The 23,191-nt window shown below is 59.7% G+C and carries 18 protein-coding genes and 1 pseudogene; 9 read left to right on the forward strand and 10 right to left on the reverse strand.

Going from position 1 to position 23,191, the window contains the following annotated elements:
* The 4 genes and pseudogenes from BLL36_RS05145 to BLL36_RS05155 form a co-directional block, all read right to left on the reverse strand.
* Positions 1-4,710, reverse strand: a complete 4,710-nt coding sequence (locus BLL36_RS05145) for an RHS repeat-associated core domain-containing protein (protein ID WP_076950393.1) — start codon at positions 4,708-4,710, stop codon at positions 1-3.
* Positions 4,711-4,908: 198 nt separating this feature from the next.
* Entirely contained in the window at positions 4,909-5,793 is an 885-nt protein-coding gene (locus BLL36_RS31620; RefSeq protein ID WP_394329473.1) for a methyl-accepting chemotaxis protein, read from the reverse strand.
* Positions 5,779-6,435: pseudogene (locus tag BLL36_RS31625) on the reverse strand (HAMP domain-containing protein); the annotation flags it as partial. The pseudogene BLL36_RS31625 and the gene BLL36_RS31620, both read right to left, overlap by 15 nt.
* Positions 6,436-6,486: 51 nt before the next feature.
* Positions 6,487-7,293, reverse strand: a complete 807-nt coding sequence (locus BLL36_RS05155; protein ID WP_076950395.1) for a TatD family hydrolase — start codon at positions 7,291-7,293, stop codon at positions 6,487-6,489.
* A 236-nt stretch (positions 7,294-7,529) separates the two neighbouring features.
* Between BLL36_RS05155 and BLL36_RS05160 the strand changes: the two genes are divergently transcribed.
* From BLL36_RS05160 to BLL36_RS05170, 3 genes are all read left to right on the forward strand, one after another.
* The gene (locus BLL36_RS05160) at positions 7,530-8,951 is read left to right on the forward strand and encodes an MltF family protein (RefSeq protein ID WP_076950396.1); all 1,422 of its coding nucleotides are present in this window, start codon (positions 7,530-7,532) and stop codon (positions 8,949-8,951) included.
* A gap of 103 nt (positions 8,952-9,054) precedes the next feature.
* Positions 9,055-9,489: a DoxX family protein gene (locus BLL36_RS05165; RefSeq protein WP_076950397.1), complete on the forward strand. Its 435-nt coding sequence runs from the start codon at positions 9,055-9,057 to the stop codon at positions 9,487-9,489.
* 249 nt (positions 9,490-9,738) lie between these two features.
* Positions 9,739-10,047, forward strand: coding sequence for a hypothetical protein (locus BLL36_RS05170; protein WP_076950398.1), 309 nt, complete (start codon positions 9,739-9,741; stop codon positions 10,045-10,047).
* Positions 10,048-10,051: 4 nt separating this feature from the next.
* Here BLL36_RS05170 and BLL36_RS05175 read toward each other — a convergent pair whose 3' ends face one another.
* Genes BLL36_RS05175 through BLL36_RS05185 form a run of 3 tightly spaced genes read right to left on the reverse strand, consistent with a single transcriptional unit; the run spans position 10,052 to position 13,442 of the window.
* The gene (locus tag BLL36_RS05175) at positions 10,052-11,779 is read right to left on the reverse strand and encodes a GldG family protein (RefSeq protein ID WP_076950399.1); all 1,728 of its coding nucleotides are present in this window, start codon (positions 11,777-11,779) and stop codon (positions 10,052-10,054) included.
* Between the two features lie 14 nt (positions 11,780-11,793).
* Positions 11,794-12,519: an ABC-2 transporter permease gene (locus BLL36_RS05180; protein ID WP_076950400.1), complete on the reverse strand. Its 726-nt coding sequence runs from the start codon at positions 12,517-12,519 to the stop codon at positions 11,794-11,796.
* On the reverse strand, positions 12,516-13,442 hold the full coding sequence (locus BLL36_RS05185) for an ABC transporter ATP-binding protein (protein WP_076950401.1): 927 nt from the start codon (positions 13,440-13,442) through the stop codon (positions 12,516-12,518). The genes BLL36_RS05180 and BLL36_RS05185 overlap by 4 nt, the downstream gene beginning before the upstream one ends.
* A 218-nt stretch (positions 13,443-13,660) precedes the next feature.
* On the opposite strand from BLL36_RS05185, the gene BLL36_RS05190 reads away from it, so the two are divergent.
* A complete protein-coding gene (locus tag BLL36_RS05190; RefSeq protein WP_076950402.1) occupies positions 13,661-14,647 on the forward strand; it encodes a hypothetical protein in 987 nt (328 codons plus the stop codon).
* Between the two features lie 113 nt (positions 14,648-14,760).
* On the forward strand, positions 14,761-15,234 hold the full coding sequence (gene greB / locus BLL36_RS05195; RefSeq protein ID WP_076950513.1) for a transcription elongation factor GreB: 474 nt from the start codon (positions 14,761-14,763) through the stop codon (positions 15,232-15,234).
* A gap of 1,408 nt (positions 15,235-16,642) precedes the next feature.
* Here the strand turns inward: greB and BLL36_RS05200 are convergent.
* Both BLL36_RS05200 and BLL36_RS05205 read right to left on the reverse strand, forming a co-directional pair.
* Complete coding sequence (locus BLL36_RS05200; RefSeq protein ID WP_076950403.1) at positions 16,643-19,153, reverse strand: ABC transporter permease; 2,511 nt, start codon at positions 19,151-19,153, stop codon at positions 16,643-16,645.
* Positions 19,153-19,836: an ABC transporter ATP-binding protein gene (locus tag BLL36_RS05205; RefSeq protein ID WP_065869920.1), complete on the reverse strand. Its 684-nt coding sequence runs from the start codon at positions 19,834-19,836 to the stop codon at positions 19,153-19,155. Before BLL36_RS05205 ends, BLL36_RS05200 begins: the two co-directional genes overlap by 1 nt.
* Positions 19,837-19,846: 10 nt before the next feature.
* Here BLL36_RS05205 and BLL36_RS05210 point away from each other — a divergent pair, with 10 nt between their 5' ends.
* The 3 genes from BLL36_RS05210 (at position 19,847) to BLL36_RS05220 (ending at position 21,855) form a co-directional block, all read left to right on the forward strand.
* Entirely contained in the window at positions 19,847-20,452 is a 606-nt protein-coding gene (locus BLL36_RS05210; RefSeq protein ID WP_076950404.1) for an arylesterase, read from the forward strand.
* A gap of 58 nt (positions 20,453-20,510) precedes the next feature.
* Positions 20,511-20,804: a hypothetical protein gene (locus tag BLL36_RS05215; RefSeq protein WP_010211879.1), complete on the forward strand. Its 294-nt coding sequence runs from the start codon at positions 20,511-20,513 to the stop codon at positions 20,802-20,804.
* Positions 20,805-20,889: 85 nt separating this feature from the next.
* Positions 20,890-21,855: a L,D-transpeptidase family protein gene (locus BLL36_RS05220; protein WP_076950405.1), complete on the forward strand. Its 966-nt coding sequence runs from the start codon at positions 20,890-20,892 to the stop codon at positions 21,853-21,855.
* Positions 21,856-22,038: 183 nt separating this feature from the next.
* On the opposite strand, the gene oprI is transcribed toward BLL36_RS05220, so the two are convergent.
* Positions 22,039-22,290, reverse strand: a complete 252-nt coding sequence (gene oprI, locus BLL36_RS05225) for an outer membrane lipoprotei OprI (protein WP_003172710.1) — start codon at positions 22,288-22,290, stop codon at positions 22,039-22,041.
* Between the two features lie 613 nt (positions 22,291-22,903).
* Here oprI and BLL36_RS05230 point away from each other — a divergent pair.
* On the forward strand, positions 22,904-23,185 hold the full coding sequence (locus tag BLL36_RS05230; protein ID WP_003233387.1) for a GNAT family N-acetyltransferase: 282 nt from the start codon (positions 22,904-22,906) through the stop codon (positions 23,183-23,185).
* The last annotated feature ends 6 nt before the right edge of the window (positions 23,186-23,191 follow it).

Raw genomic sequence — 23,191 nt, forward strand, 5'->3', positions numbered from 1 at the left:
TTACTTCCTGAATGGATAATGTTTTTTTGCACCTTCAATATAGCCTTTTCGAGGTTTATCGATTGGTCGCAAGTTGAAGTGCGGAGGGTGATCCCCAATGCCATCTACCCTACCGAATTTATGACCAGCCGAGTGGTCTTGAATAAGGATTTTTGAACCGTCCGATCTTGTGTATTGATAAACCCTTGTGTCGATGGGTATACCGTTGTCATCCAAAATTCTTTTCTCATTTTTGTCCGTCATTTTTTCAATAGCATATTGCTTAGTCTTTCCTGTGTCTGGGTCTACTATCATGTCTGGGTTCTGGGCCATTGGTATACCGGCATCTCTTTTCGCTTCTCTGAAGGCTCCTTTGCGTGAAACATCGGGTGCTTCTGGCTCACTCCATGTTTTACAGGCTGACGGGGATTTTCCTTTCGGCGGGCAGTTGGCGCTCAGCCCTAGCGGATCCACCCACCCAGTAGGATTTGGTACGTACTGATAGGCATTGATCCCACCCGCCAACTTCACTGGGTCGGGCGTCAGGTAACGACCAATATCCGGATTGTAGTAACGATGGCGGTTGTAGTGCAGTCCGCTTTCCTGATCGAAGTGCTGCCCTTGGAAGCGCAGCGGGTTGTCGACTTTTTCTACGTCTAGCTTGGTGATTTCGCCGTAGGCACGGTAATGCGCGGACCAGACGATTTCGCCATCCGGGGCGGTGAGTTCCTGGGGCGTGCCCAGGTGGTCGAGTTGGTAATGGTAGGGCTTGGTTCCTTTTGGACCGAAACCTTCCAACAGCGCCAGTGGCCGGAAGCTGTTCGGTTCGTAAAGGTAACTGCGATGCCGCTCCGCATGGTGTTCGGCGATGAGTTTGTCGCCTTGCCAGAAGAACTCGGTGGTGATGCCATCCACGGTTTTGCTGATTCGGCGGCCAAACGGGTCGTAGCGGTAGCTGGCGGTTTTTCCGTTGGGTTGGGTGAGGCCGATCAGGCGGTGCTGGCAGTCGTAGCGGTATTCGGTGACGAGTTGTTGGCCTTTGCCGCGTCGTTCGCGGATGAGGTTGCCGAAGGCGTCGTAGTCGTAATGACGGTCGCCCTGGATCATCAGGCGGTTGCCGGCGACGATGTCGGGGCCGGGGCGGTCTTGCATGAGCAGGTTGCCGGCCGGGTCGTGGGCGAAGCGTTCCTGTTCACCGTAGGAATGGTCGGCGCGGGTGAGACGGTTGAGTGGGTCGTAGTGGTAGTGGTGTTCGCCTTTGCGGGTGTCGTTCAGGCGGGTGAGGTTGCCGGATTTGTCGTAGTCGTAATGGCGCTCGTAAAGGTAATGTTCCTGTTGAGTGACGGCGTGGGCATGCAGACGCTGTTGATCGTCGTAGTGGTAGCGACTGAGCAGTTGGCCTTGTTGGCGTTGGTGTTCCTGGCCTGCCTTGAAGAGATGGGAGGTGAGTACGTCACCATTCAGTTCGACGCTGGCGAGATGGCCGCCTTTGTCATGATTGAAGGTGAGGCGGTTGTTATCCGGTAGGCGCAGTTTTTGTAACTGGCCGCAGGCGTCGTAGCCGTAGCGCAGGGTGCCCCAGCCTTGGTGTTCGGCGGTGAGGCGGTTTTGTGGGTCGTATTCGTAGGCCAGGGCCCAGTGGCCGTCGTCGACGCTGAGGAGATTGCCTTGGCGGTCGTAGGCGTAATCGATGATGTTGCCATCGGGCAGGGTTTTTCTGACGAGGCGCCCGGCATGATCGCGTTCGTAGCGGGTGATTAGCTGACTGCCGTCGTCGCCGTGTTCGGTTTTTTCCTGCAGGTTGCCGTTGAGGTCGTAGACGTAGGCGGTGCGCTGGCCGTCGAAGCCGATTTCCTGCTGGATCAGACCGTTGTTGTGGTACTGGACTCGGTAGGTTTCGCCTGTTTCGTTTTCGATTTCGGTCAGCAGTAACCGGGCGTTGTCGTAGCGGTAGTTGACCTGAGTGCCATCGGCATTGATGCGGCGGCTGATCAGGTGCAGGCCGTCGGCATATTCGTAGCGGGTGACGTGGCCCAGTTCGTCGCGTTCGGAGGTGATTTTTCCGTAAGCGTTGTAGGTATATTTACGCGTGTCGCCGCTCGGCAGGATGATTTGGACTAATCGCCCAACGTTGTTCCATTCAAATTGCGTGAGCGCGCTGTGTTCATCTTCGTGCGCAATCTGCCGGCCTAGATCGTCGTAGCGATAGCGCTTTACTCCGCCATTGGGCAACTGCTCTTCCAGCAACTGGCCGCGCGCATTCCACACCAAGCGATGACAGCTGTGATCCGGGTGCCAGACCTGCGTCAGTTGGCCGTGTTTGTTGTAGGTGTAGTCGGTAGAGTTACCGTCGGGATCGGTCTTGCGTGTAACGTCGCCCTGGTCATTACGCTCATATTTCCAAACCGCTTCGCCACGCCGTACGACCCGTACGAAACCATTGTCATGTTCGTAGGAAGTCGGCTCATCATCCCCTGGAAACAACGCCACCAAACGCCCGGCTTCGTCATACTGATACGCGGTGATTGCCCCGAGCGGGTCCTGCTCAACCGTCAGCCGGCCTTTGTCGTCATAAGATTTGAAGTGCTGGGCACCATCCGGATCGACGCGCTGTACCAGGCGCGCCCGATCATCGTGCACATAGACTTCCTGACTGCCATCGGCGTTATGCACGACAACGCTGCCGTCATCATTCCAGGCATACCGCGTGTCCATCTGCGAAAAACTCGCCCAATGCCGGACACACCGCGCCGCCTTGCCAGTCCGTTCCCACTCCCAATAGAAACTCGCTCCACCAGCCAACCCACGCTCAAGAATGACGTGCTGCTCGTCGTACCGATAAATCTCACTTTCCCCGACAGCATTGGTCGCCGAAACCAATCGTCCAAGGTCGTCATAGGCGTAGGAAACAATGGTCTGTTTCGTCACCCAGACAAACGGACCGTCGTCGAGCGCTCGCTCAATCTGGTAGTCCACCGCGACGATGCGGCCCGACGCATAGCGCAAAAACAACGCCCGCCCGACGCCGTTATCCACCCGCTCAATGCGCCCCAAAAAATCCCGGGAAATGCGCAACCGGTTGTCATACGCATCGCTGATCGCTGTCAGCACACCGTCGCGAAAGTGGTAGAAGCGCGATGCCTGGGCCAGCACCAGTTCATCCGGCAACGACCCTAGATAAATCGCAGCTTCCGCCAGGCTATTGGTAATGGCTGGTCGAGACACCGTGGGCAAGGGCAGGGTGGTCGACCGATTTTCATGGTCGATCCACACCACTGAATCCTCCTCAACCACCAGCCGATGCGCCAGTGAGTGACTCCAACCAAACCCCAACCCGCCATCCACTTCCACAGCACTGGTGCGATACAACCGTGTCCACTCAAACGGCAAAACCCCGTCCAGAGCGCCATCGGTCAGCGTCAGTAATTCCTCCCCGGTGACCATCGACACCGGGCAGCCATTGGTCACGGTTTTATCCGAAGAATCAGCCGCATCCCCCGCCGGGTTCTTCGCAACCGCAGGCACGTCATCGACATGTTCCTGCCGCACCAACGCCGTCCGCTGGGTCTTGTTGCGAACCACCGGCACCGGGTTGGAAACCAGCTGATCCCCAGCCTTCAACGGCGCAACCGGCACGGCCCTGATCGGCGTCGCCGCGCTCCCCAGCAACAACGGCTTGGCCACCTCCACATGCGGCTCCAACCCAGGCCCCACAAGCTGATCCGCCAACCTCTGCAACCAAGTGCGCACCCACCCGGACTTGATAGGCCCCAGCGTCTGAACCCCCAGCCGAACCTGCACCCCCATGCCCCGCGTCGCCCAGGCCAGGAACAGATTGATCAGCACCTCGCCGGTGATCTCGCCCAGCAACTCGTACATCTGCGGCGGCGGCAGCAGGCGTATCCAGGCCACCATGGCTGACAGGTAGATGAACAACAGCGGCTCATCGCTGAGCACCAGCAGGCCTTTGGCAACGGCGTCCTTGCCCAGCTTCAGCAGTTCATCGAGTTCGGCCTGGGAGAGGTAATGCAGCAGCTTCTCGCTGTTCGCCTTGAGGTCCGCCAGCAGTTCATACAGCTGCGTGAGATCGTCCCAAAGGTGGTAGAGCGCCTTGCCAATCCCGGTCGAGAACGCCAACCCTTGCATGGCGCTGCGCTCGAAAGGCGTGGCGTTGGCAAACTCGTCCCATTGCGGCTTGAAGGTCTTCTTCCATTCCTCGCGCAGGCGCTCGTCCAAACCCGCGATCAGCGACTGATAAGACGCATATAGCGCCTTGACGTGATTCTTGGAAACGTTGGGATAAAAGGTGATCTGGTATGGCTGATCGCGGGTGCAATCGTTGATGTGAAGAATGCCGCTGGGGCCAATCATTCGATGGATCGGCGCACCCGTTGGGCTGCCATCCGCGGCAATCGCCTGCAGCATCACCGGCGTGTTGCCGATGGGCACAAACCGCGTGCTTTCGAACATGTGCACCAGCGTCAGCGCGCCCTGGGCCTTACACACGGCAACGGTGCGACTGGGTTCTTTAGACGACGCGGGAGCGACAAGGGAGACCTCGTCGCCCACCTTGAACACCTGCTCCACTTCCAGCGCCGAACCCGTCCAGAAACTCTCGGCCCATGCGTCAAAGGTGTTCAGGCACTGGCGCAAGTCACGAAAAACGCTGTCGACGTCTGGCTGCGTGGCGTCCATGGGGGACAGGACGAACTTGCCAATCACCGGAATCAAGAGGCAGCCCCATCGAGCGGGGCATTGATAGAGAAGTGCATCGGCGGTCCCTCGCGCTGATTGATCAGGCGAGAGACTTTGGAGAGGTTGGCGGGGAAAATAAGTCGGCGTTATTCGCCGGAATGTCTAGGACGTTTCGCCAAAACCTCGGGTAAACCGAGGGGTTGCAGTAGGCAAAGAATTACAGGTTGAACAGTCCTACAGCTTCAACTGCCCAATCGCCTTGCTCAGTTCCCCGGCCAGGGTGGCCAGTTCGTTGCTGGTGGTCGCCGAGTCCACGGTCTGCTGCACGGTGTTCTCGGTGACGTCGCGAATGCTCACCACCGCGCGGTTCATCTCTTCGGCGACGTGGCTTTGTTGTTCGGCGGCGACGGCGATCTGGGTGTTGCTTTCGCGCATCTGCGCCACGGCGCCGGTGATTTCGATGAGTGCTGCGCCGGCCTCCTGGGCCTGCTGTACGCAGTCGTCAGCCTTGAACGAGCTTTCCTGCATGAAGTCCACCGCGTCGCGGGTGCCGGCTTGCAGCGCCGAGACCATGCGGGTGATTTCGTCGGTGGAGCTTTGCACGCGCTTGGCCAGGTTGCGCACCTCGTCCGCGACCACGGCAAAGCCACGGCCCATTTCGCCGGCGCGGGCAGCTTCGATGGCGGCGTTGAGGGCGAGCAGGTTGGTCTGCTCGGCGATGCTGTGAATCACGCTGACCACGCCGTTGATTTTCTGGCTGTCTTCGGCGAGTTTCTGGATCATTCCCGCGGTTTGTTGTACGCCGGTGGACAAGCCTGCAATCGAGCGCTGTACACGGCTGACCACTTCCTGGCCGCTGCCGGCGAGGGTGTCGGCGGTCTGCGACAGGTCGCGGGTGGCGCCGGCGTGCTGCGCGATGTGGTGGACGGTGGCGGTCATCTCGTTGATGGCGGTGGCGGCCTGGTCGGTTTCGCTTTGCTGGCCGAGCATGCCGTGCCGCACCTCGTTCATGCTGCTGGCCAACCGCGCGGCGCCTTCATCGAGTTGCTTGGCGGTGCGCGCAACCGTGTTGACCACGCGCTGGTAGCCGGCTTGCATGGCATTGAAGGCGCTGGCCATCTGGCCGACTTCATCTTTGCAGGCCAATGGCACGCGCGCCGACAGATCGCCGGTTTTCTCCACGTGCAGCATCACGTCCTTAAGGGTGTTGAGCTGGCTGAGCAGGAAGCGGATCAGCAGTTGCGAGGCCCCCAGCATCGCCAGCATCAGGATCAATACCGCCACGGCGTAGTTGGCGAAGCGTTCGCCGAACACTTGGCTCAGGCTTGGCGCATAGGCAAGGACGGCGACGTACTGGCCGTCAGTGCGGGCGATGACTTCAGCGCCCATCAGCGGGTTTTCGCCGAACACCGGCATGTGGTTGAGTTCGACCCAACCGAGGGTGCTGCCCAGGACTGACAGATCCTGTTCAGCCAACTGTGGGACTTGGCCGCGCTTGAACGTCAGCCAGTGCTCGCCCTTGGGCAGTGCTTCGCCGGCCGGCCATGCGCCGAGCAAATGGGCTTGCGCCTGGGCCGAGGTCCGGGATGCATCGCTGCGCGCCTGTTGTTCAAGCTGCACCGCGTAGAGCACCAGCAGCAGGGTGGTGATGAAAGCGACCGCGTTGACGGCCCAGAATTTGTACTTCAGCGAGATATTGCTAAGCCAGGCACCCATGGAAGGTTTTCTCTGATAGCGGAAACAGCATTGGCAAGGTGCCATTATTGTGCCGCTATCGATAAAACCGGTTTTGACATGGGTCAATGCGCCGCATTAATCCACCACGGGCAACCCAAAAAACGCGCGGGCGCAGGCGGTACTGTGGCTGGCCAGGTCTTCCACGCTTTCGTTGCGATGCAGGGCGACTTCGCGCAGTACTTCCGCCAGATAAGCGGGTTCGTTGCGACCATTTTTCGGCTTGGGACGCAGGGTGCGCGGCAGCAGGTAAGGCGCGTCGCTTTCCAGCATCAGGCGGCCGCGGGGAATTTCCCTGACCAGTGGGTGCAGGTGTGTCCCACGGCGCTCGTCGCAGATCCAGCCGGTGATGCCGATGTGCAGGTCGAGGTCGAGGTAACTGAACAGCGCCGCTTGTTCGCCGGTGAAGCAGTGCACCACGGCGGCGGTGAGGTGGTCGCGGTAGTCCTTGAGGATGTCCAGCAGGCGTTCGTTGGCGTCACGCTCATGGAGGAACACCGGCAGTTTCAGCTCGACGGCCAGGGCCAAGTGTTGCTCCAGGACTTTTTCCTGCTGCGGGCGCGGTGAAAAATCCCGATTGAAATCCAGCCCGCATTCGCCGACTGCGCGTACGCGGCTCTCGTTGAGCAGACTGCGCAAGCGCTGGGCGCTGTCGCCGTTCCAGTCGCTGGCGGAGTGAGGGTGGATGCCGGCGGTGCTGAACAGGCGCTGGCCGCTTTCATCCAGTTTTACGCACAGCTCCAGGGCCTGTTCGCTGCCCTCGACGCTGGTGCCGGTGAGCACCAATTGCTGCACGCCGGCAGCATAGGCACGGTCGAGCACGGCCTGGTGCTTTTCGTCGAAACTGGGGTTGGTCAGGTTGACGCCGATATCAATGAGTTGCATGGTGCTATCTCCGCCTGCGGCCGGAAAGCATATCAGAGCTGTAGATTTATAAGAAAAACGAAGAACTACAATGAGTTATAGCTGTCTTTGAACGTCGCCAGTGACATTGTGGTTGGCCGAACGCCTTGCCCTGTGCCACCGTTGCGCGCAAAGCCTGCGCATAAAGCGCTCTGTTTCTGACGTCCACCGCCTCGTTTTTCGCGACGGCGCTGGCCAGTATTCTTTCCGGAGAGCGGATGATCCGACCCTCGGCGTTGCTTATGTTGTGCCTGACGTTACTGCTGCCCATGGCTGCGGTGGCGCGTCTGGACGGGCCGCTGGAAGTGACCAAGCCCGGCAAGGTCCGCGACTTGGCTGAGATTCGCGCCAGCCGCACCTTGCGTGTGTTGGTCAACCAGAGCCGCAACAGTTCCGGCGAAGTCCAGGGCCAGGCCATCGGCGTCGAGTACCACCGCCTGCGCGCCTTCGAGCAGTACCTCAATGGCCATGCCCGCGATGGTCGGGACATCAACCTCAAGATCATTCCCAAGGCCAAGGACCAATTGCTCGGCGCGCTGGCCCGTGGCGAAGGCGACCTGGTGGCGCCCGGTGAACTGCTCGATGTGAAGGCCGCGCACAAGATCAGCGCCAGCGACCCGATTGCCAGCGGCGTGCCGCTGTGGCTGGTGGGGGTGAAGGGCGAGCGGCGGTTTACCAAGTTGGAGCAACTGTCCGGACGCACCCTGGCGTTGACCACCGGCAGCGCGGCGGCGGATGCCATCAGCCAGGTCAACCAGAAACTGGCGCTGCACAAGCAGCCACCGATCAAGGTGGAATGGGTGGACCCGACCCTGGCCGTGGAAGACGTGCTGGAGATGGTCCAGGCCGGTATTTACCACCTGACCATTGTCGAAAAGCCGATTGCCGAGCGCTGGTCGAAAATCCTGCCCAAGTTGCGCTTCGATAAACAAGTGGTGATCAGCGAACCGGGCGACGAGTATTGGTTCGTGCGCCAGGATGCCTCGATGCTGAGGGCGAGCATTGATCGGTTCCTCAAGACCTATCGAACCCCTTCCGATCAGGATGTGGCGTTCCAGCGTATCTACCGTCGCTTGTACCAAGTGCGTAACCCGCTGGCACGCATTGACCGCCAGCGCCTGGAAAAACTGCGTCCGGTGTTGCAAAAGCACGCCCGCGAGCAGGGCATGGACTGGTTGAACCTGGCGGCACTGGCGTTCAAGGAGTCGGCGCTTGATCCGGGGGCGCGCAGTAGCGGGGGGCCAACCGGCCTGATGCAGATCACCCCCTCGGCAGCGCAGCGTGTGGGTGTCAACAATATCGAAAACCTCGACAGCAATGTGCAAGCGGGGGCGCGCTACCTGGCACTGATCCGTCGCAAGTTCTTCGCCAGCCCCAAGCTCAACGAGCGCGAGCGCATGGCGTTTGTGCTGGCGGCCTACAACATGGGGCCGGAGCGGGTGCAGGGCATGCGCACCGAAGCCAAGCGTCGGGGGTTGAACCCCAACCAGTGGTTTTTCCAGGTTGAACGCATCGCCATGGAGCAGGTTGGCATGGGCGGCGTCAGCTATGTGAACAGTGTCAACAAGTACTACTTGGCGTTCGATCGGGAGCGGGAGTCCCTTGAGCCGCCTGCGACGAAAATTGCCTTAGTTAAATAATCGAATTAGTCGATACTAATCAGGTATTTTTTCGGCTTTTATCATTGCTTAATCTGATTAATATAGCGGCCAACCAACCCCTACTTTGAAAAGGATTATCTCCATGAGCCCACTGATCAAAAGCGTCCTGTCCACCCGTGCCGGTTATGGCCTGACCATTCTGCGCATCGTGGTCGGCATCATTTTCGCCGCCCACGGTTCGCAGAAACTCTTCGGCTGGTTTGGCGGCTATGGCCTGGCGGGCACTGCCCAGTGGATGGAAAGCATCGGCCTCGCGCCGGGTACCCTGATGGCGCTGTTGTCGGGCGGTACCGAGTTCTTCGCCGGCCTGGCCTTGATCATCGGCCTGCTGGTTCGCCCTGCGGCATTGGGCTTGACGATCCTGTCGCTGGTGGCGATCTTTTCGGTGCACATCCATAACGGTCTGTTCATGGCCAACAACGGTTATGAGTTCGCCCTGGCCTTGCTCGGTGGCTCGCTCGCAGTGCTGCTGGAAGGTGCCGGCAAACTGTCCGCCGACCGCGCCATCGCCCACTGACGCGCTGCCACACCCTGAATCGGCCCGCCTTGCGCGGGCCTTTTCGTTGCTCGGGATTCTTGACACCGCCCCACAGGCTTCTCTAGGATGCCGCTCATGCGCCGATTTAAACAGCTAATTGCGGGGCGCCATGGGTGATCGTTATCGGTCCCGACAGAAGCATGCTCCATGCTTCGAAATTCCGCTAAAGCGCTGGTTCGGTGTTGCCTCTCACCTGCCCGCAGACTTTTGAGGCAGAGATACGACACGATGAATGCACTACGCCCCCTGATACGCCTGGCCCCGATCACTGCGGACCTCACTCAACGCAATCCCAGGATTCTCCTGGGCGGCAAGCACCAGCCGACGCTGTTGCGTTACCTGGATGGCTGGCCGCGGCGTACTGGCCGGCCTTCCGCGTTCCTGATCCAGTTTGTCGAAGATGGCGATTCCCTTGCGCGTTTTGCCAGCAACAGTTTTGACCTCGCGGTGATCCAGGCGCCCAGTGCCGGCGACGCCGACGAGGTCATCCGGCAATTGACCCGCATTGCCCGACAAGGGCTGATCGCCCGTCGTTGAGCGTTCAGCGAATCATGCGGGCAGCGTGCAGCCGACGACGATGGCCCAGGAAGACGATCCAGGCGATCAGACATAACGTCAGCGGCAGCGCAAACGTCACCACCAGCTCTAGCGCCATTTCCAGGCGACGCACCTGCGCATAGGCTTCGCGCTCCAAGGCGTGCAGTTCCATGGGCAAGCGCAAGCGTTCCTTGTTGAGCGCTTGCAAGCGGGTCGTGGTGTCCACGGCCTGGGTGCCGAGAGACGTTGTCCATGGGCTCAGCCGTTGCCATTCCTGTTCGGTGCGTTGCAGGCGCCGTTGCAGTTCGCTGGCCTTGGCGCGATAGGCCTGTTTCGCCGCGTCGCGCATGCTCTCCAGCACCGTGGGCGCACTTTGCGGTGCTACGCGAGGGCGAATGGCCGCGAGTGCGTCGGGAGCTGCCAGATTGTCCAATGTGTTCAAGACAAACAGCGCATTGCCGTCTGGCGCCGAGTTGTTGGTTTTGTCCGTGAGCATGTCCGTGTCAGCCACGATCACCACATGAATCTGTGCGGCTTTCTGCAATCCGGGTGGTTGCCCTTTGATACCATCGGGAAACACCGAATAGCTCGGGCCCTCAATACGTGCTGCGATCACATGAGGTCGCTCCTGGTTCGCCGCCTGTTCAATCAATGAATCGAGCGTGGCGGCGTCAGTGAAGCTACTGGCATCGAGCAGGACGGATTGCTCGGAACTCTGCAGGAGCGGGATGAAGGTGGTGCGGCTTTTATTCAGCCGGGAGAGAGCACCGCTGCTTGAAACCGTTACCCTGTTGAGGTTCCAGGTGCTGATATCGTTCGCGTTCATCGACGACCTCGGCAGGTTCAATCGCACCTGATTGGCTTTGCCTGGCGTCTCCCAAGGTGTGTAGAGGGCGTCCGCCACCAGTTTGTCCGCCGGCATCCGGACACCCCAGGCGGCGAGCAAGTCGTCCAGTCGGGTGTTCGCTGGGCCGGCGTTTGAGCGTTGCTCGCTCAAGGGGTCGATAAACATCATCAATCTGCCGCCCCTCAATACAAATTGTTCGATTCCATACAGGGTTTGCTCAGACAGCGCCTGCGGGTGCACTACCAGCAGCGTCCGAAGATGCTCGGGAACCTGCGCGACCGTCGGTTCCAGATTGACCAGATCGAACTCGCGCCGCAGCTCCTGCAACAACCGGCTTGAGGACTCGCCTAACGCCAAGCCCGACAGCAACGCAATGACCGGCCGCTCCGGGTGCTGCAATTTATAGAGCAGGTGGCTGATTTCATATTCAAGCAGGGGCTCTCGGTCGAGACTGAAGGAGCCGATACGTCGCACACCGTGACCGGCGCGGGTGCCGATAAGGCCGAGGAACCCACCGCTGTCGTCAAGCCCGGATAGCCGGGCTTTGTAGGCATCCTCCGAAAAAGGTGCAGGATCGATAAGGTGCAGGTTGATCCTGCCACTGGCGGCTTTTTCGTATTCCTTGAGCAAGTCTTCAATACGCCTGCTGTAGCGTTGCACCGCGTAATTCTTTTTCGGCGCGTTGTTTGAGTTGAAGTAATACAAATCCACCGGACCTTCCAGTATTGCAACCAGATGCTGTGCCGGGGACGACAATGTGTGAATTTTTTGTTGAGAAACATCCCACCGTATAGCCGGAATCTTACCTATCCATACCAGATTGAATGCCAGGAACAACAATAAAATGACGACGAGCGTCATGCCGGTGCGCAGAATGGACCGCATCAAGGTTTCCCTTCTCAGCTGTGTTTGTAGTTGAGTGTGACGGTCGTCGCAGCGAGAAAGGCGAGGATCATGCTGATGAAGTAAAGCGTGTCATGAAGTGTGAGTTTTCCATCATCGATACAACTGAATCGAACAGTCGGGCTGAGTGACGCCAAGCTGTCTATCAACCCGATAGGTGCTTGGTGCTCCAGCGCATCCAATACAGTCGAAAGTCCGCTGGCTGTCAGCAATAAGCCCAGGGTCAGTAGGAAAATGACAGTACGTTGCCGTACAAAAATACAAACGAAACAACCGACAGACAGGTAGCTGCCCGCCAGCAACCAACTTGCCAGAAATTGCGACGCGATAACGTGGTTGTCTGCCCGGCCCAGGTAGTTGGCAGCAATGACCAGAGGAAACATCAGAATTAGGGCTGTGCCTGCTACGAGCCAGGCGGCGAGGAATTTTCCGACGACCCACTCAGACGTTGTGATGGGCATGGTTTTCATCAGGCCGAAAAATCCCGCATTGGCTTCATCCGACCACAGGTGCATTGCCAGGGCAGGTATCAGCAGTAAATAAAGCCAGGGATGAAATTGGAAAAATACCTGCAAGTCGCTGCTGTTCTGTTCCGGCCAAGGGCTTATGTACCTTCCCAGCGCCACTGACAGAATCAGGAAGACTGCCATGCTCAGGTAAGTACTGGGGGCGCAGGCATAGTTGGCGAGTTGACGCTTTAGAATGATGGGCATTAATTTCAAAGCGACGCCTCCTCGCTCAGATGGTGGACCACATCATTCAGGCGACCTGGCTCCAGGTGCATCGAGTTGATCTTCCAGCTACGACTGGCAATCAACATGTTGATATGGGGATAGATGGTGCGGCCCGGCATCGCGAGTACGGTCACGGTACCGGGCGCGTGACGATGCTCCTCGATGCCAGCCACGCCTGGCAGAACGGCCAATGCCAGCAGGTCGAGCGGGTTATCCGCGGTCAGGGTGACTGCCTGGAAGTGACGCGAGTCGCGCTGTAGATCAGGCACTGGGGTATCGGCAACCAATCGACCGCCCGCCATGACCAATGCGCGCGTGCACAACTTGGACAATTCATCGCAGTGACGAGAGGCGATGATCACTGTCATCTCTTGTGTCAACGAGTGGATAAGTGCCCTGAAGGTATGTTTCTGATCCGGCGCGAGCCCCTCGGTTGGTTCATCCAGCAGTAGCAGGGCAGGGCCGTGCAGGACGGCCTGGGCAATGGCGACTTTGCGTTTCCAACCAATGCAGAGCGCATCGAGGGGCGCATTGAGCACTGCAAATAACTCCAGCCGTGCAATAACCTGTTCCAGCCGTGCGCGCTTTTCGGCGCCGTGGAAGCCGCGAAGGGTAGCGATGAAGCCAAGGAATGCTTTGACGGACATCGTTGGATGGCCGAGGTCGTTGGACGTTTGATAGCCGACGAGCCTTCTCGCTTGCAGCGCATGGGTTTGTGTATTGAAACCTTGAATAGTTATATGACCGCTGGAAGGCTGCGTCGAACCCGCTATTACATCTAGCAGCACTGTTTTAGCTATAGGGTCTTGCCCGAATAATCCCAAACATTCCAGTGGATTGGCTTTGAACGATAAGTCGCTGATTATAGTTGTGTTACCCGTGTGTTTTGTCAGATTGCTTATTTCGATCATTTTTTTACCGAATAAGTTTGGCATGACGTAGGGGGCGTGAAAAAAGGGTACGGGTAATAGGCTTTTTTGGGAACGTCGATAACGCTTAATAAGAGAAGTCCTACGTGCAGGTCAGGAGCGCCGCTGGAACAATGTGTCGTGTTTTGGAATGAAAAAAATCTCAGTGTTTACTTGTTGTTTATGTAAACTTTCTGCCCTGTATAAGAGGCCTGAATGCCATGATGCTGCTACGTACCCTTGTTCTTGAACGCGACGGTCAAGATGCTCCGGTTAACGGTGCACTGCTCTGTGGGTTTGCTGTAGGTCAGGCGGCCTCCAACTTTCTTGTTTATAGTTTGGATGAAGAGGTAGAGCCGGGAAGTTCAAGGGTATATATCGCCGCCTTGCGTAAGAAACTTGACCGGTATTTCCTGAGTGGAGTTGAATCCAGGGAAGACTTGCAGCTGGCGTTGGATGTCTTCAAGCAAATACTGACGTTGGCCGCTTCGGGAACCAAGGCGGGCGGCGTTATCGAGACCCAGGTGCCCTATCATTTTATCGATTTGAAAGGGTGCAAGTTGCCGCCTGCCAGGCCTGAGGATCATCACTCGGTGATCATCAAGAAAGCCTTGGTGATGAAAGTGATCACCCTGGGCATGTCTGCCTCGACGCTGCCGGCGATCGAGAGCGCATCGTTGATCGTACCGTCCATTCGTTTTTCGTCGCAGATGACTTCTCCACCCAAGGGGTCGAGCCCAACCGAGCCTACCAGGCTGCCGATGCATGAACACCCTGGTGAGGAACCACTGCAAGCGGTCGTCGAAGCTCCCGTGATGATGGCGCAGGCTGCACCGGCTATGCCACGGGACCCCCTTGTACCGGCGCAACCGAAACTCCCGGTCCCGGGTAACGACAGCACGTTGTTTGAGGTGGACAGCACGTTGACCAACCTTGCCCGTGTCGCCCAGGAGCTGACCCAGCAAAAACTCGCGGCAAACGAGCGGGAGGCGACACTTGGGCAATGGCAGGCGCAACTTGAGCAGGGGCAAAGCCAGTTGGATGAGAGGGTTCGAGAATTGGAGCAACGCACCACTCAATTACATGATCAGTCGCTTGCGGTCAGCCAGAGGACCGAAACCTTGAAGGTGATGATTTCGCAGGTGGCAGGGTTGCGCCAGAGTCTGCGAGGCATGCTGCTGGAACTGGATCGCGTGCTGGACAGCTAGACTGGCCTGGCTACTTTCGCCGGTTCATTTATCATCAACCCCAGCCGGCCGATGCCAGGGCTTCAAGTCCAGGCGTATCGGCACCTATGGACATTGCCTGGGGATGCAAGCGTTTGAGTACCAAGCTGATTACCAAAGAAGGTCATGAAGCGCTGAAGAAAGAGCTGGATTATCTGTGGCGCGAAAAGCGCCCGGACACCACGCGCAAAGTAACGTGGGCGGCCTCCCTGGGGGACCGCAGCGAAAACGCCGACTATCAGTACAACAAGAAATTGCTGCGCGAGATCGACCGTCGCGTGCGCTACCTGCGCAAGCGCCTGGAAGACATGCGCGTGGTGGAGTACATGCCCGAGCAAGAGGGCAAAGTGTTTTTCGGCGCCTGGGTGGACATCGAAAACGAGCAGGGCGAGACCAAGCGTTTTCGCATCGTCGGTTATGACGAGATTTACGAGCGCATGGACTACATTTCCATCGACTCCCCCATGGCCCGTGCGCTACTGCGCAAGGAAGTGGACGACGAGGCCATCGTCCAGACCCCAAGTGGCGAAGTGTGCTGGTGGATCACCGGGATCGAGTACGTGAAGTGAATGAGGCCCGGCAAGCACTGATATAAATTGGCTGTTGTCGAGCTCCGATGATTCTGTGAGAGCGGCGGCACTGCCGTCATTTTTATCGCCTGACCCACCGCTTTCGCAGCCTCGCTAAAGCTCGACAGCTCCCACAGGGGATCTGCGTTGTCGGTGGGATTTCGGTTGTGCCTGCAAACACGGTGTTCAGCCGCGACGACGATCCCCTGTGGGAGCTGTCGAGCCCCAGCGAGGCTGCGAAGGCGGCGGCACTGCTGGCATTTTCCTCGCTTGACCCACCGCTATCGCAGCCTCGCTGAAGCTCGACAGCTCCCACAGGGGATCTGCTTTGTCGGTGGGATTTCGGTTGTATCTGTAAACACAGTGTTCAGCCGCGACGACGATCAAATGTGGGAGCTGTCGAGCCCCAGCGAGGCTGCGAAGGCGGCGGCACTGCCGTCATTTTTATCGCCTGACCCACCGCTATCACAGCCTCGCTAAAGCTCGACAGCTCCCACAGGGGATCTGCTTTGTCGGTGGGATTTCGGTTGTATCTGTAAACACAGTGTTCAGCCGCGACGACGATCAAATGTGGGAGCTGTCGAGCCCCAGCGAGGCTGCGAAGGCGGCGGCACTGCCGTCATTTTTATCGCCTGACCCACCGCTATCACAGCCTCGCTAAAGCTCGACAGCTCCCACAGGGGATCTGCTTTGTCGGTGGGATTTCGGTTGTATCTGTAAACACAGTGTTCAGCCGCGACGACGATCAAATGTGGGAGCTGTCGAGCCCCAGCGAGGCTGCGAAGGCGGCGGCACTGCTGGCATTTTCCTCGCCTGACCCACCGCTTTCGCAGCCTCGCTAAAGCTCGACAGCTCCCACAGGGAATCTGCTTTGTCGGCGGGATTTCGGTTGTGCCTGCAAACACAGTGTTCAGCCGCGACGAAGATCAAATGTGGGAGCTGTCGAGCCCCAGCGAGGCTGCGAAGGCGGCGGCACTGCCGTCATTTTTATCGCCTGACCCACCGCTATCGCAGCCTCGCTAAAGCTCGACAGCTCCCACAGGGAATCTGCTTTGTCGGCGGGATTTCGGTTGTGCCTGCAAACACAGTGTTCAGCCGCGACGAAGATCAAATGTGGGAGCTGTCGAGCCCCAGCGAGGCTGCGAAGGCGGCGGCACTGCCGTCATTTTTATCGCCTGACCCACCGCTATCGCAGCCTCGCTGAAGCTCGACAGCTCCCACAGGGGATCTGCTTTGTCGGTGGGATTTCGGTTGTGCCTGCAAACACAGTGTTCAGCCGCGACGAAGAGCAAATGTGGGAGCTGTCGAGCCCCAGCGAGGCTGCGAAGGCGGCGGCATTGCCAACATCTTTATCGCCTGACCCCACCGGGCTGGCCCGCACGCTTTGAAGTGTGCGGGCCGGCAGCGGTCAGCCTTCGCGTAACACCGTCAGCGGGCTGGCGTTGAGGGCGCGGCGGGTGCCGAATACGCCGGCGCCGCCGATCAGTACGGCTCCGATTACCGGCAGCAGCAACAGCCAGGGGTGGGGATGCCAGGCCAGGTCAAACGCGTAGCGGTACAGCACGAAGGTCACCAGTTCTGTCCCAAGTGCCGCCAATAGCCCGCTGACAGCGCCGAGCAAGCCGAACTCAATGCGCCGGGCCTTGACCAGCAATTTGCGTTCGGCGCCCAGCGCACGTAGCAGCGCGCCTTGGCGGATACGTTCGTCCAGGGTCGCTTGCAGGCCCGAGAACAGCACCGCCATGCCCGCCGCCAGGACAAACAGCAGCACGTATTCCACCGCCAGGGTCACCTGGGCGAGGATGCTGCGCAACTGCTCGAGCAGCGCCTCCACCTGCAGGATGGTCACGGCCGGAAAGGCCCGGGACAGGTCGACGATTTGCTGGTCATGCCCAGGCGCCAGGTAGAAGCTGGTCAGGTAGGTGGCCGGCAAATCCTGCAAGGTGCCCGGCTGGAATATCATGAAGAAGTTGGGCTGGAAATTATCCCAGTTGATGGTCCGCAGGCTGGTCACCCGCGCTTCGCGATTTTCCCCGGCGATGGTAAACACCAGGTGATCGTTGAGCTTGAGCTTGAGGCTCTCCGCGACCTTGGCCTCCACCGAAACCCCAGGGATTTCCTCGGTGGGTTGCTGCGTCCACCACGAACCCGCGGTCAAGGCATTGCCCGGTGGCAGGTCGGCGGCCCAGGTCAGGCTCAGGTCGCGTTGGATCGCACGGTCGCCGCTGGAGTCCTTGCTGACGATCTCTTGCACCGGCTCGCCATTGATGCTGATCAACCGGCCGGGCACGACCGGATAGAGCGGCGCGGACTGAGCCTGCAGCTCCAGCAGGCGGGCGCCAAACGCTTCTTTGTCGGCCGGCAGGATATTCAAGGCGAAATAGTTGGGCGCATCCTTGGGCAACTGGTTCTGCCAGGTGTCGAGCAACTCGCCACGCAACAGCGCGATCAAGCCCATGGACAACAGGATCAGGCCAAACGCCAGGGATTGACCGGCCGCCGCCAACGGATGGCGCAGCAGTTGGCCCAAGCCCAGGCGCCAGGGCAGGGAGGCGCGGGCCAGCAGGCGGCGCAGGCTTTGCAACAGCAACAAGAGCAGGCCGCCAAGCACCAGCGCCGCCACCACACCACCGCCGAGCAGGGCGAAGGTCAGCACCAGGTCGAGGCTCAGGCGCCACATGATCAAGCCCAGGGCGAACAGTGCCGCGCCATAGACCATCCAGGTACTTGAAGGGATTGGCAGCATGTCGCGGCGCAACACCCGCAATGGCGGCACGCGCCCCAGTGCCGCCAACGGCGGCAAGGCGAAACCGGCGAGAGCGACCAGCCCGGTGCCGATCCCGGCGATGGCCGGTAACAGCCCGCCCGGCGGCACGTCCGCCGGCAGCAGGTCATGAAGGAAGTAGAACAGGCCAAACTGCGCCAGCCAGCCGAGCACGGCGCCGGCCAGGCTGGCCAGCAGCCCCAGTACAGTCAGTTGCAGCGTGAACAGCAACATGGCTTCACGTCGCGACAATCCCAGGCAGCGCAGCAATGCGCTGGCGTCGAAGCGCCGGGTGGCGAAGCGGTTGGCCGACAGCGCCACAGCCACGCCGGCCAGCAGCACCGCCACCAGGCTGGCCATGTTCAGGTAGCGCTCGGCCTTGCCCAGGGCGCCGCCGATCTGCTGGTTGCCGTCCCGTGAATCCTGCAGGCGCTGGTTGGCCGCGAGCCCTGGCTTGACCAAATCGCGATAGGTTTGCAGTGCCGTGCTGCCTTGCGGCCCGCGCCACAATTCGCGGTAGCTGACGCGACTGCCTGGCTGGACCACGCCGGTGGCCTCCAAGTCTGCCAGGTTGATCATCACTCTGGGCGTGAGGCTGTAGAAGTTGCCGGCGCGATCCGGCTCATAAGTGAGCACGCGCGCCAGGCGCAGGGTTTTCATGCCCACGTCGATGCTGTCGCCGACCTTGAGGTCCAGGGCCGTCAGCAGCCGCGCTTCCACCCAGGCTTCGCCGGGTTTCGGGCCGCCTCCCGGGGTTTCATCGCCAAAGGGAGCGGCAGCGCTTTTCAGTTCACCGCGCAGCGGGTACTGCTCGTTCACCGCCTTGATGCTGGAGAGTTGGATGCCGTTATCGGTGGCGATGACGCTGGAGAATTCCACGACCCGTGCGTGTTCCAGGCCCAGCTCGACGCCGGACTGGATTTGCTCGGGCCGGGCCGGCGAGCTGCCTTCGAGCACCAGGTCGGCCCCCAGGAATTCAGTCGCGCGCAGCAGCATGGCGCCGTTGAGACGGGCGCCGAAATAACCGATGGCGGTGCTGGCGGCCACGGCCACCAGCAGGGCGAAGAACAATACGCGCAATTCACCGGCGCGGGCATCGCGCAGCAATTGGCGCATGGCAAGGCTGAACAGGCGCAACAGCGGCAAACGTGCCATCAAGGCTCCAGGGGCGCGACCATCAGGCCGGCTTCAAGGCGGATCAGGCGTCGGCAACGGTGGGCCAGGCGCTCGTCGTGGGTGACCAGAACCAGGGTCGTGCCGTTTTCTTTGTTGAGTTCGAACAGCAGGTCGCTGATGCGCTCGCCGGTGTGGCTGTCGAGGTTGCCGGTGGGTTCATCGGCAAACAGCACGTCCGGCTCGGCGGCAAAGGCGCGGGCAATCGCCACCCGTTGCTGCTCGCCACCGGAGAGTTGGCGCGGCGAGTGGGTCAGGCGCTGGCCCAGGCCTACGCGTTCGAGCAGGTGCCGGGCACGCTCGCGGGCGTCCTTGCGGCCATCCAGCTCCAGCGGCAACATCACGTTTTCCAGGGCGTTGAGGCTGTCGAGCAGTTGGAACGATTGGAATACAAAGCCTACGTGTTCGGCGCGAATGCGCGCGCGTTGGTCTTCGTCGAGGGTGCTCAGGGCCTGGCCGGCGAGGGTGACCTCACCGCTGCTGGGCAGGTCGAGTCCGGCCAGCAGGCCCAGCAGGGTGGATTTGCCGGAACCGGAACTGCCGACGATAGCCAGGCTATCGCCCTTGTTCAGTTCCAGGCTCAGTTCGTGCAGGATAGTCAGTTCACCTTCCGCGCTGGGAACCACTTTGCTAAGGTTCCGCGCGGTGAGAATGCTTGCGCCCATGGAGAATCCGATGCGAATGTGGTTTTTGAGTGCTGGCCTGGCCTTGATGTGCATGGCCCAGAACGCAGCGGCGGGTACAGTCCTGATCGTTGGCGATAGTATCAGTGCCGGTTTCGGCCTGGATACCCGCAAAGGGTGGGTCGCCTTGCTGGAGCAACGGCTCAAGCAGGAAGGTTTCGACGATAAAGTGGTGAATGCGTCCATCAGCGGCGACACCAGTGCCGGAGGCCTCGCGCGGCTGCCGGCGGCGCTTGCAGAGCATAAGCCGGACGTCGTGGTCATCGAGTTGGGCGGCAATGACGGCTTGCGCGGGCAGCCCCCTGCGCAATTGAAACAAAATCTTGCGTCGATGATTGACCAGTCCAAGGCCGGCGGTGCCAAGGTGTTGCTGTTGGGCATGCAGTTGCCGCCCAATTACGGCCCGCGATACACCACGGCGTTTGCCGAAGTCTTCGGCGAGTTGGCCAAGGAAAAAAACGTCCCGCTGGTGCCGTTTTTCCTTGAGGGCGTGGGCGGGCGTCCCGACATGATGCAGGCCGATCAACTGCACCCGGCGGTCGGCGCCCAGGGCAAGTTGCTGGAAAATGTCTGGCCGACGCTCAAACCGCTGCTTTGACGCTTTTCTACCGGCAGGCTTTCGGCTAAGGTGGCGCCCCCCCGATTTGGAGCCCCTGATGTCGCGTCCTGCCTGGTCCCTGTTTAACTACCAACTGATCGAGCCGGACGAGCAGCTGGATCTGTTCGCCTGCCAGGAAGTGCGGGTGCATCTGGTGGCGCGTCAATTGGAACTTGGCGGCTCCATCGATCGCACGCTGTGCGGCACGCTACTGCCAGCGCAGCCACGTTGGTCGCGGGTGGACCGTTCGATTTTCCAGGACCAGCGCCTGTGCCCGCTGTGCCGGGCCATCCTGGAATCCCAGAAGCGCGGCACGCCGCCGATCTGGCCGGAGCTGCGTTTCGAACTCTAGGGCGGCGACAAGCTTGCAGCTAGAGGTTCGCTTCACGTATACAATCGATTTTTACCTACCCGTCGTTCTGCGAAGGATTACCCGGATGTTGTCGCGCCTTTCCGTCGTCACCTGCTGCCTGTCTCTCGCTGCACTCTGTGCGGCCGGTTCCGCATCAGCCCTGCAGTTGCCCTTGCCACCACCGGGTGAAGACATCGTCGGCCAGGTCCAGGTGATCAAGGCCAAGTACGAAGACACCTTTGCCGACCTGGGCACCACCTACGACCTGGGTTATTCGGAGATGGTCGCGGCCAACCCGGGCGTGGATGCCTGGCTGCCGGGGGCGGGCACCGAGATCGTGCTGCCGACGCGTTTCATCCTGCCGCCGGGGCCGCGCGAAGGTATCGTGATCAACCTGGCGGAGTACCGGCTCTACTATTACCCCAAGGGCCAGAACGTGGTCTACACCTTCCCGTTGGGGATCGGTCGTGAAGGCTGGGGTTCGCCTATCGCCCACACCAGCATTATCGCCAAGACACCCAACCCGACCTGGACCCCGCCGGCCTCGATCAAGGCCGAGCACGCCGCCAACGGCGATCCGCTGCCCAATGTGGTGCCCGCCGGCCCGGACAACCCGTTGGGCCCGTTCAAGTTCACCCTGGGTACGCCGGGTTACCTGATCCACGGCTCCAATGCCAAGTTCGGCATCGGCACGCGCACCAGCCATGGCTGCTTCCGCATGTTCAACAACAACGTGCTGGAGATGGCCAGCATGGTGCCGGTGGGCACATCGGTGCGCATCATCAACGATGCCTACAAGTTCGGCAGCAGCGGCGGCAAGGTTTACCTGGAAGCGCATACGCCGTTGAACGATGACGGCACGCCGTCGGTGGTCGACAAGCACACGGCGGTGATCAACGCCTTGCTCAAGCGTGAAGACCTGGCCAATCAATTGCGGGTCAACTGGGACCAGGTGCGTGACGTCGTCGCGGCGGAAGACGGCTTGCCCACGGAAATCGGCGTACCTGGTGCAGCCTCGGTAGCCGCAAGCGCGCCCTTGGATCCTCTGTAGGCGCGTGGGCGTTAAGCGCAGATCCCCTGTGGGAGCGGGCTTGCCCGCGAAGACGGCAGCCGGCAAACATTGATCTTGACTGGCCCACCGCTATCGCGAGCAAGCCCGCTCCCACAAGGAATCGCGGGCAATAAAAAAGCCGACCCATAAATGGATCGGCTTGATAACAACCCCGAAGGATTATTACTTGCGGCTAGCTTTTTCAAGCATACGCAGGGCGCGCTCGTTAGCTTCGTCAGCAGTCTGTTGTGCTTTTTGAGCAGCAGCCAGCGCTTCATCAGCTTTACGGTAGGCTTCGTCTGCACGAGCCTGGGAGCGAGCTGCTGCGTCTTCAGTTGCAGTCAGACGTGCTTCGGTTTCTTTGGAGACGCTGCTGCAACCGGTAGCCAGAACTGCGGCCAGAGCCAGTGCAGAGAATTTCAGAACGTTGTTCATCGTGTTCCCCTTCAAGGACTTTCTATTAGATGACTAGTTCGCCCAGAGTGGGCTAATAGCCGGCGTACATACTACCCATTACTTGTAGTAAGTAAACTGACGTAGCGCAAGAAGTAAAAAAAATTCTTGCAGCGCATCTTTTTTGGCTAACCTTTTGGAGGTTTGTATAAAAACCGTCCAATTTTTTTCAATCGGGTGCGCATTGGATCCAGCCTGAGAAGGCCGGCCCGCATGCCTCAGGCCCTGCCGGCAGATGAAATCTTATATATCCACGCCGACACTTACGTTCCGCTTGGCTCTACCTGGGCCAGCATCTTTTGCGCATGTAGAGGTGACTTTAAGAGCGCGAGTTCGTCTCAAGGTTCAACTGCCGGCAATGTTCAGGCTTTCGATCCTCGGTTGATCGGGAGCCCTTTCTATATCCGCCATCGGCAGGGATGACGAGCGCGCCTTGAGCAATCGCAGGATTGGTGCCTACTATTCCCTACGTGCTGGCTGTGAGCGCTCAGGGTTTTCTCGCTGTCGAAACCGGCACGGGGTGGCGTAGATGTTCCTTCGCCGGAAAAACATCGGTAAGGTAGGGGTCAGAATCCAAGACCCGCGAGGAGTAGTGATGAGCGAGGCGTTGTCCATCCACCATGACCAGGCTGGTCATCAGTTCGAGACCAATGTGGACGGTCATCGTGCCTATCTGACCTACATGGACCTCGGCAAACAGACCCTGGATATCTATCGGACCTTCGTGCCCAACGCACTGCGGGGTCGTGGTATCGCGGCGGCATTGACCGAAGAGGCCCTTAAATTCGCCGAAGAGTCAGGCTACACGGTGATCCCGTCCTGCTCCTACGTCGAACGCTACATGGAGCGCCACCAGCGCCATGCCGCGAAGCTGTAAGCACTC

It is taken from the genome of Pseudomonas cedrina subsp. cedrina (assembly GCF_001983175.1).
In the GTDB taxonomy this organism is placed as follows: domain Bacteria; phylum Pseudomonadota; class Gammaproteobacteria; order Pseudomonadales; family Pseudomonadaceae; genus Aquipseudomonas; species Aquipseudomonas cedrina.

What these genes read in the sequence shown, in the direction of transcription:
- BLL36_RS31620 (WP_394329473.1), bottom strand. Translation starts at nt 5,793, where the DNA reads ATGGCCAGCGCCTTCAATGCCATGCAAGCCGGCTACCAGCGCGTGGTC.
- BLL36_RS05230 (WP_003233387.1), top strand. Translation starts at nt 22,904, where the DNA reads ATGAGCGAGGCGTTGTCCATCCACCATGACCAGGCTGGTCATCAGTTC.
- BLL36_RS05220 (WP_076950405.1), top strand. Translation starts at nt 20,890, where the DNA reads ATGTTGTCGCGCCTTTCCGTCGTCACCTGCTGCCTGTCTCTCGCTGCA.
- BLL36_RS05210 (WP_076950404.1), top strand. Translation starts at nt 19,847, where the DNA reads ATGCGAATGTGGTTTTTGAGTGCTGGCCTGGCCTTGATGTGCATGGCC.
- oprI (WP_003172710.1), bottom strand. Translation starts at nt 22,290, where the DNA reads ATGAACAACGTTCTGAAATTCTCTGCACTGGCTCTGGCCGCAGTTCTG.
- BLL36_RS05190 (WP_076950402.1), top strand. Translation starts at nt 13,661, where the DNA reads ATGATGCTGCTACGTACCCTTGTTCTTGAACGCGACGGTCAAGATGCT.
- BLL36_RS05160 (WP_076950396.1), top strand. Translation starts at nt 7,530, where the DNA reads ATGATCCGACCCTCGGCGTTGCTTATGTTGTGCCTGACGTTACTGCTG.
- BLL36_RS05185 (WP_076950401.1), bottom strand. Translation starts at nt 13,442, where the DNA reads ATGATCGAAATAAGCAATCTGACAAAACACACGGGTAACACAACTATA.
- BLL36_RS05200 (WP_076950403.1), bottom strand. Translation starts at nt 19,153, where the DNA reads ATGGCACGTTTGCCGCTGTTGCGCCTGTTCAGCCTTGCCATGCGCCAA.
- BLL36_RS05175 (WP_076950399.1), bottom strand. Translation starts at nt 11,779, where the DNA reads ATGCGGTCCATTCTGCGCACCGGCATGACGCTCGTCGTCATTTTATTG.
- BLL36_RS05165 (WP_076950397.1), top strand. Translation starts at nt 9,055, where the DNA reads ATGAGCCCACTGATCAAAAGCGTCCTGTCCACCCGTGCCGGTTATGGC.
- BLL36_RS05215 (WP_010211879.1), top strand. Translation starts at nt 20,511, where the DNA reads ATGTCGCGTCCTGCCTGGTCCCTGTTTAACTACCAACTGATCGAGCCG.
- BLL36_RS05170 (WP_076950398.1), top strand. Translation starts at nt 9,739, where the DNA reads ATGAATGCACTACGCCCCCTGATACGCCTGGCCCCGATCACTGCGGAC.
- BLL36_RS05205 (WP_065869920.1), bottom strand. Translation starts at nt 19,836, where the DNA reads ATGGGCGCAAGCATTCTCACCGCGCGGAACCTTAGCAAAGTGGTTCCC.
- BLL36_RS05155 (WP_076950395.1), bottom strand. Translation starts at nt 7,293, where the DNA reads ATGCAACTCATTGATATCGGCGTCAACCTGACCAACCCCAGTTTCGAC.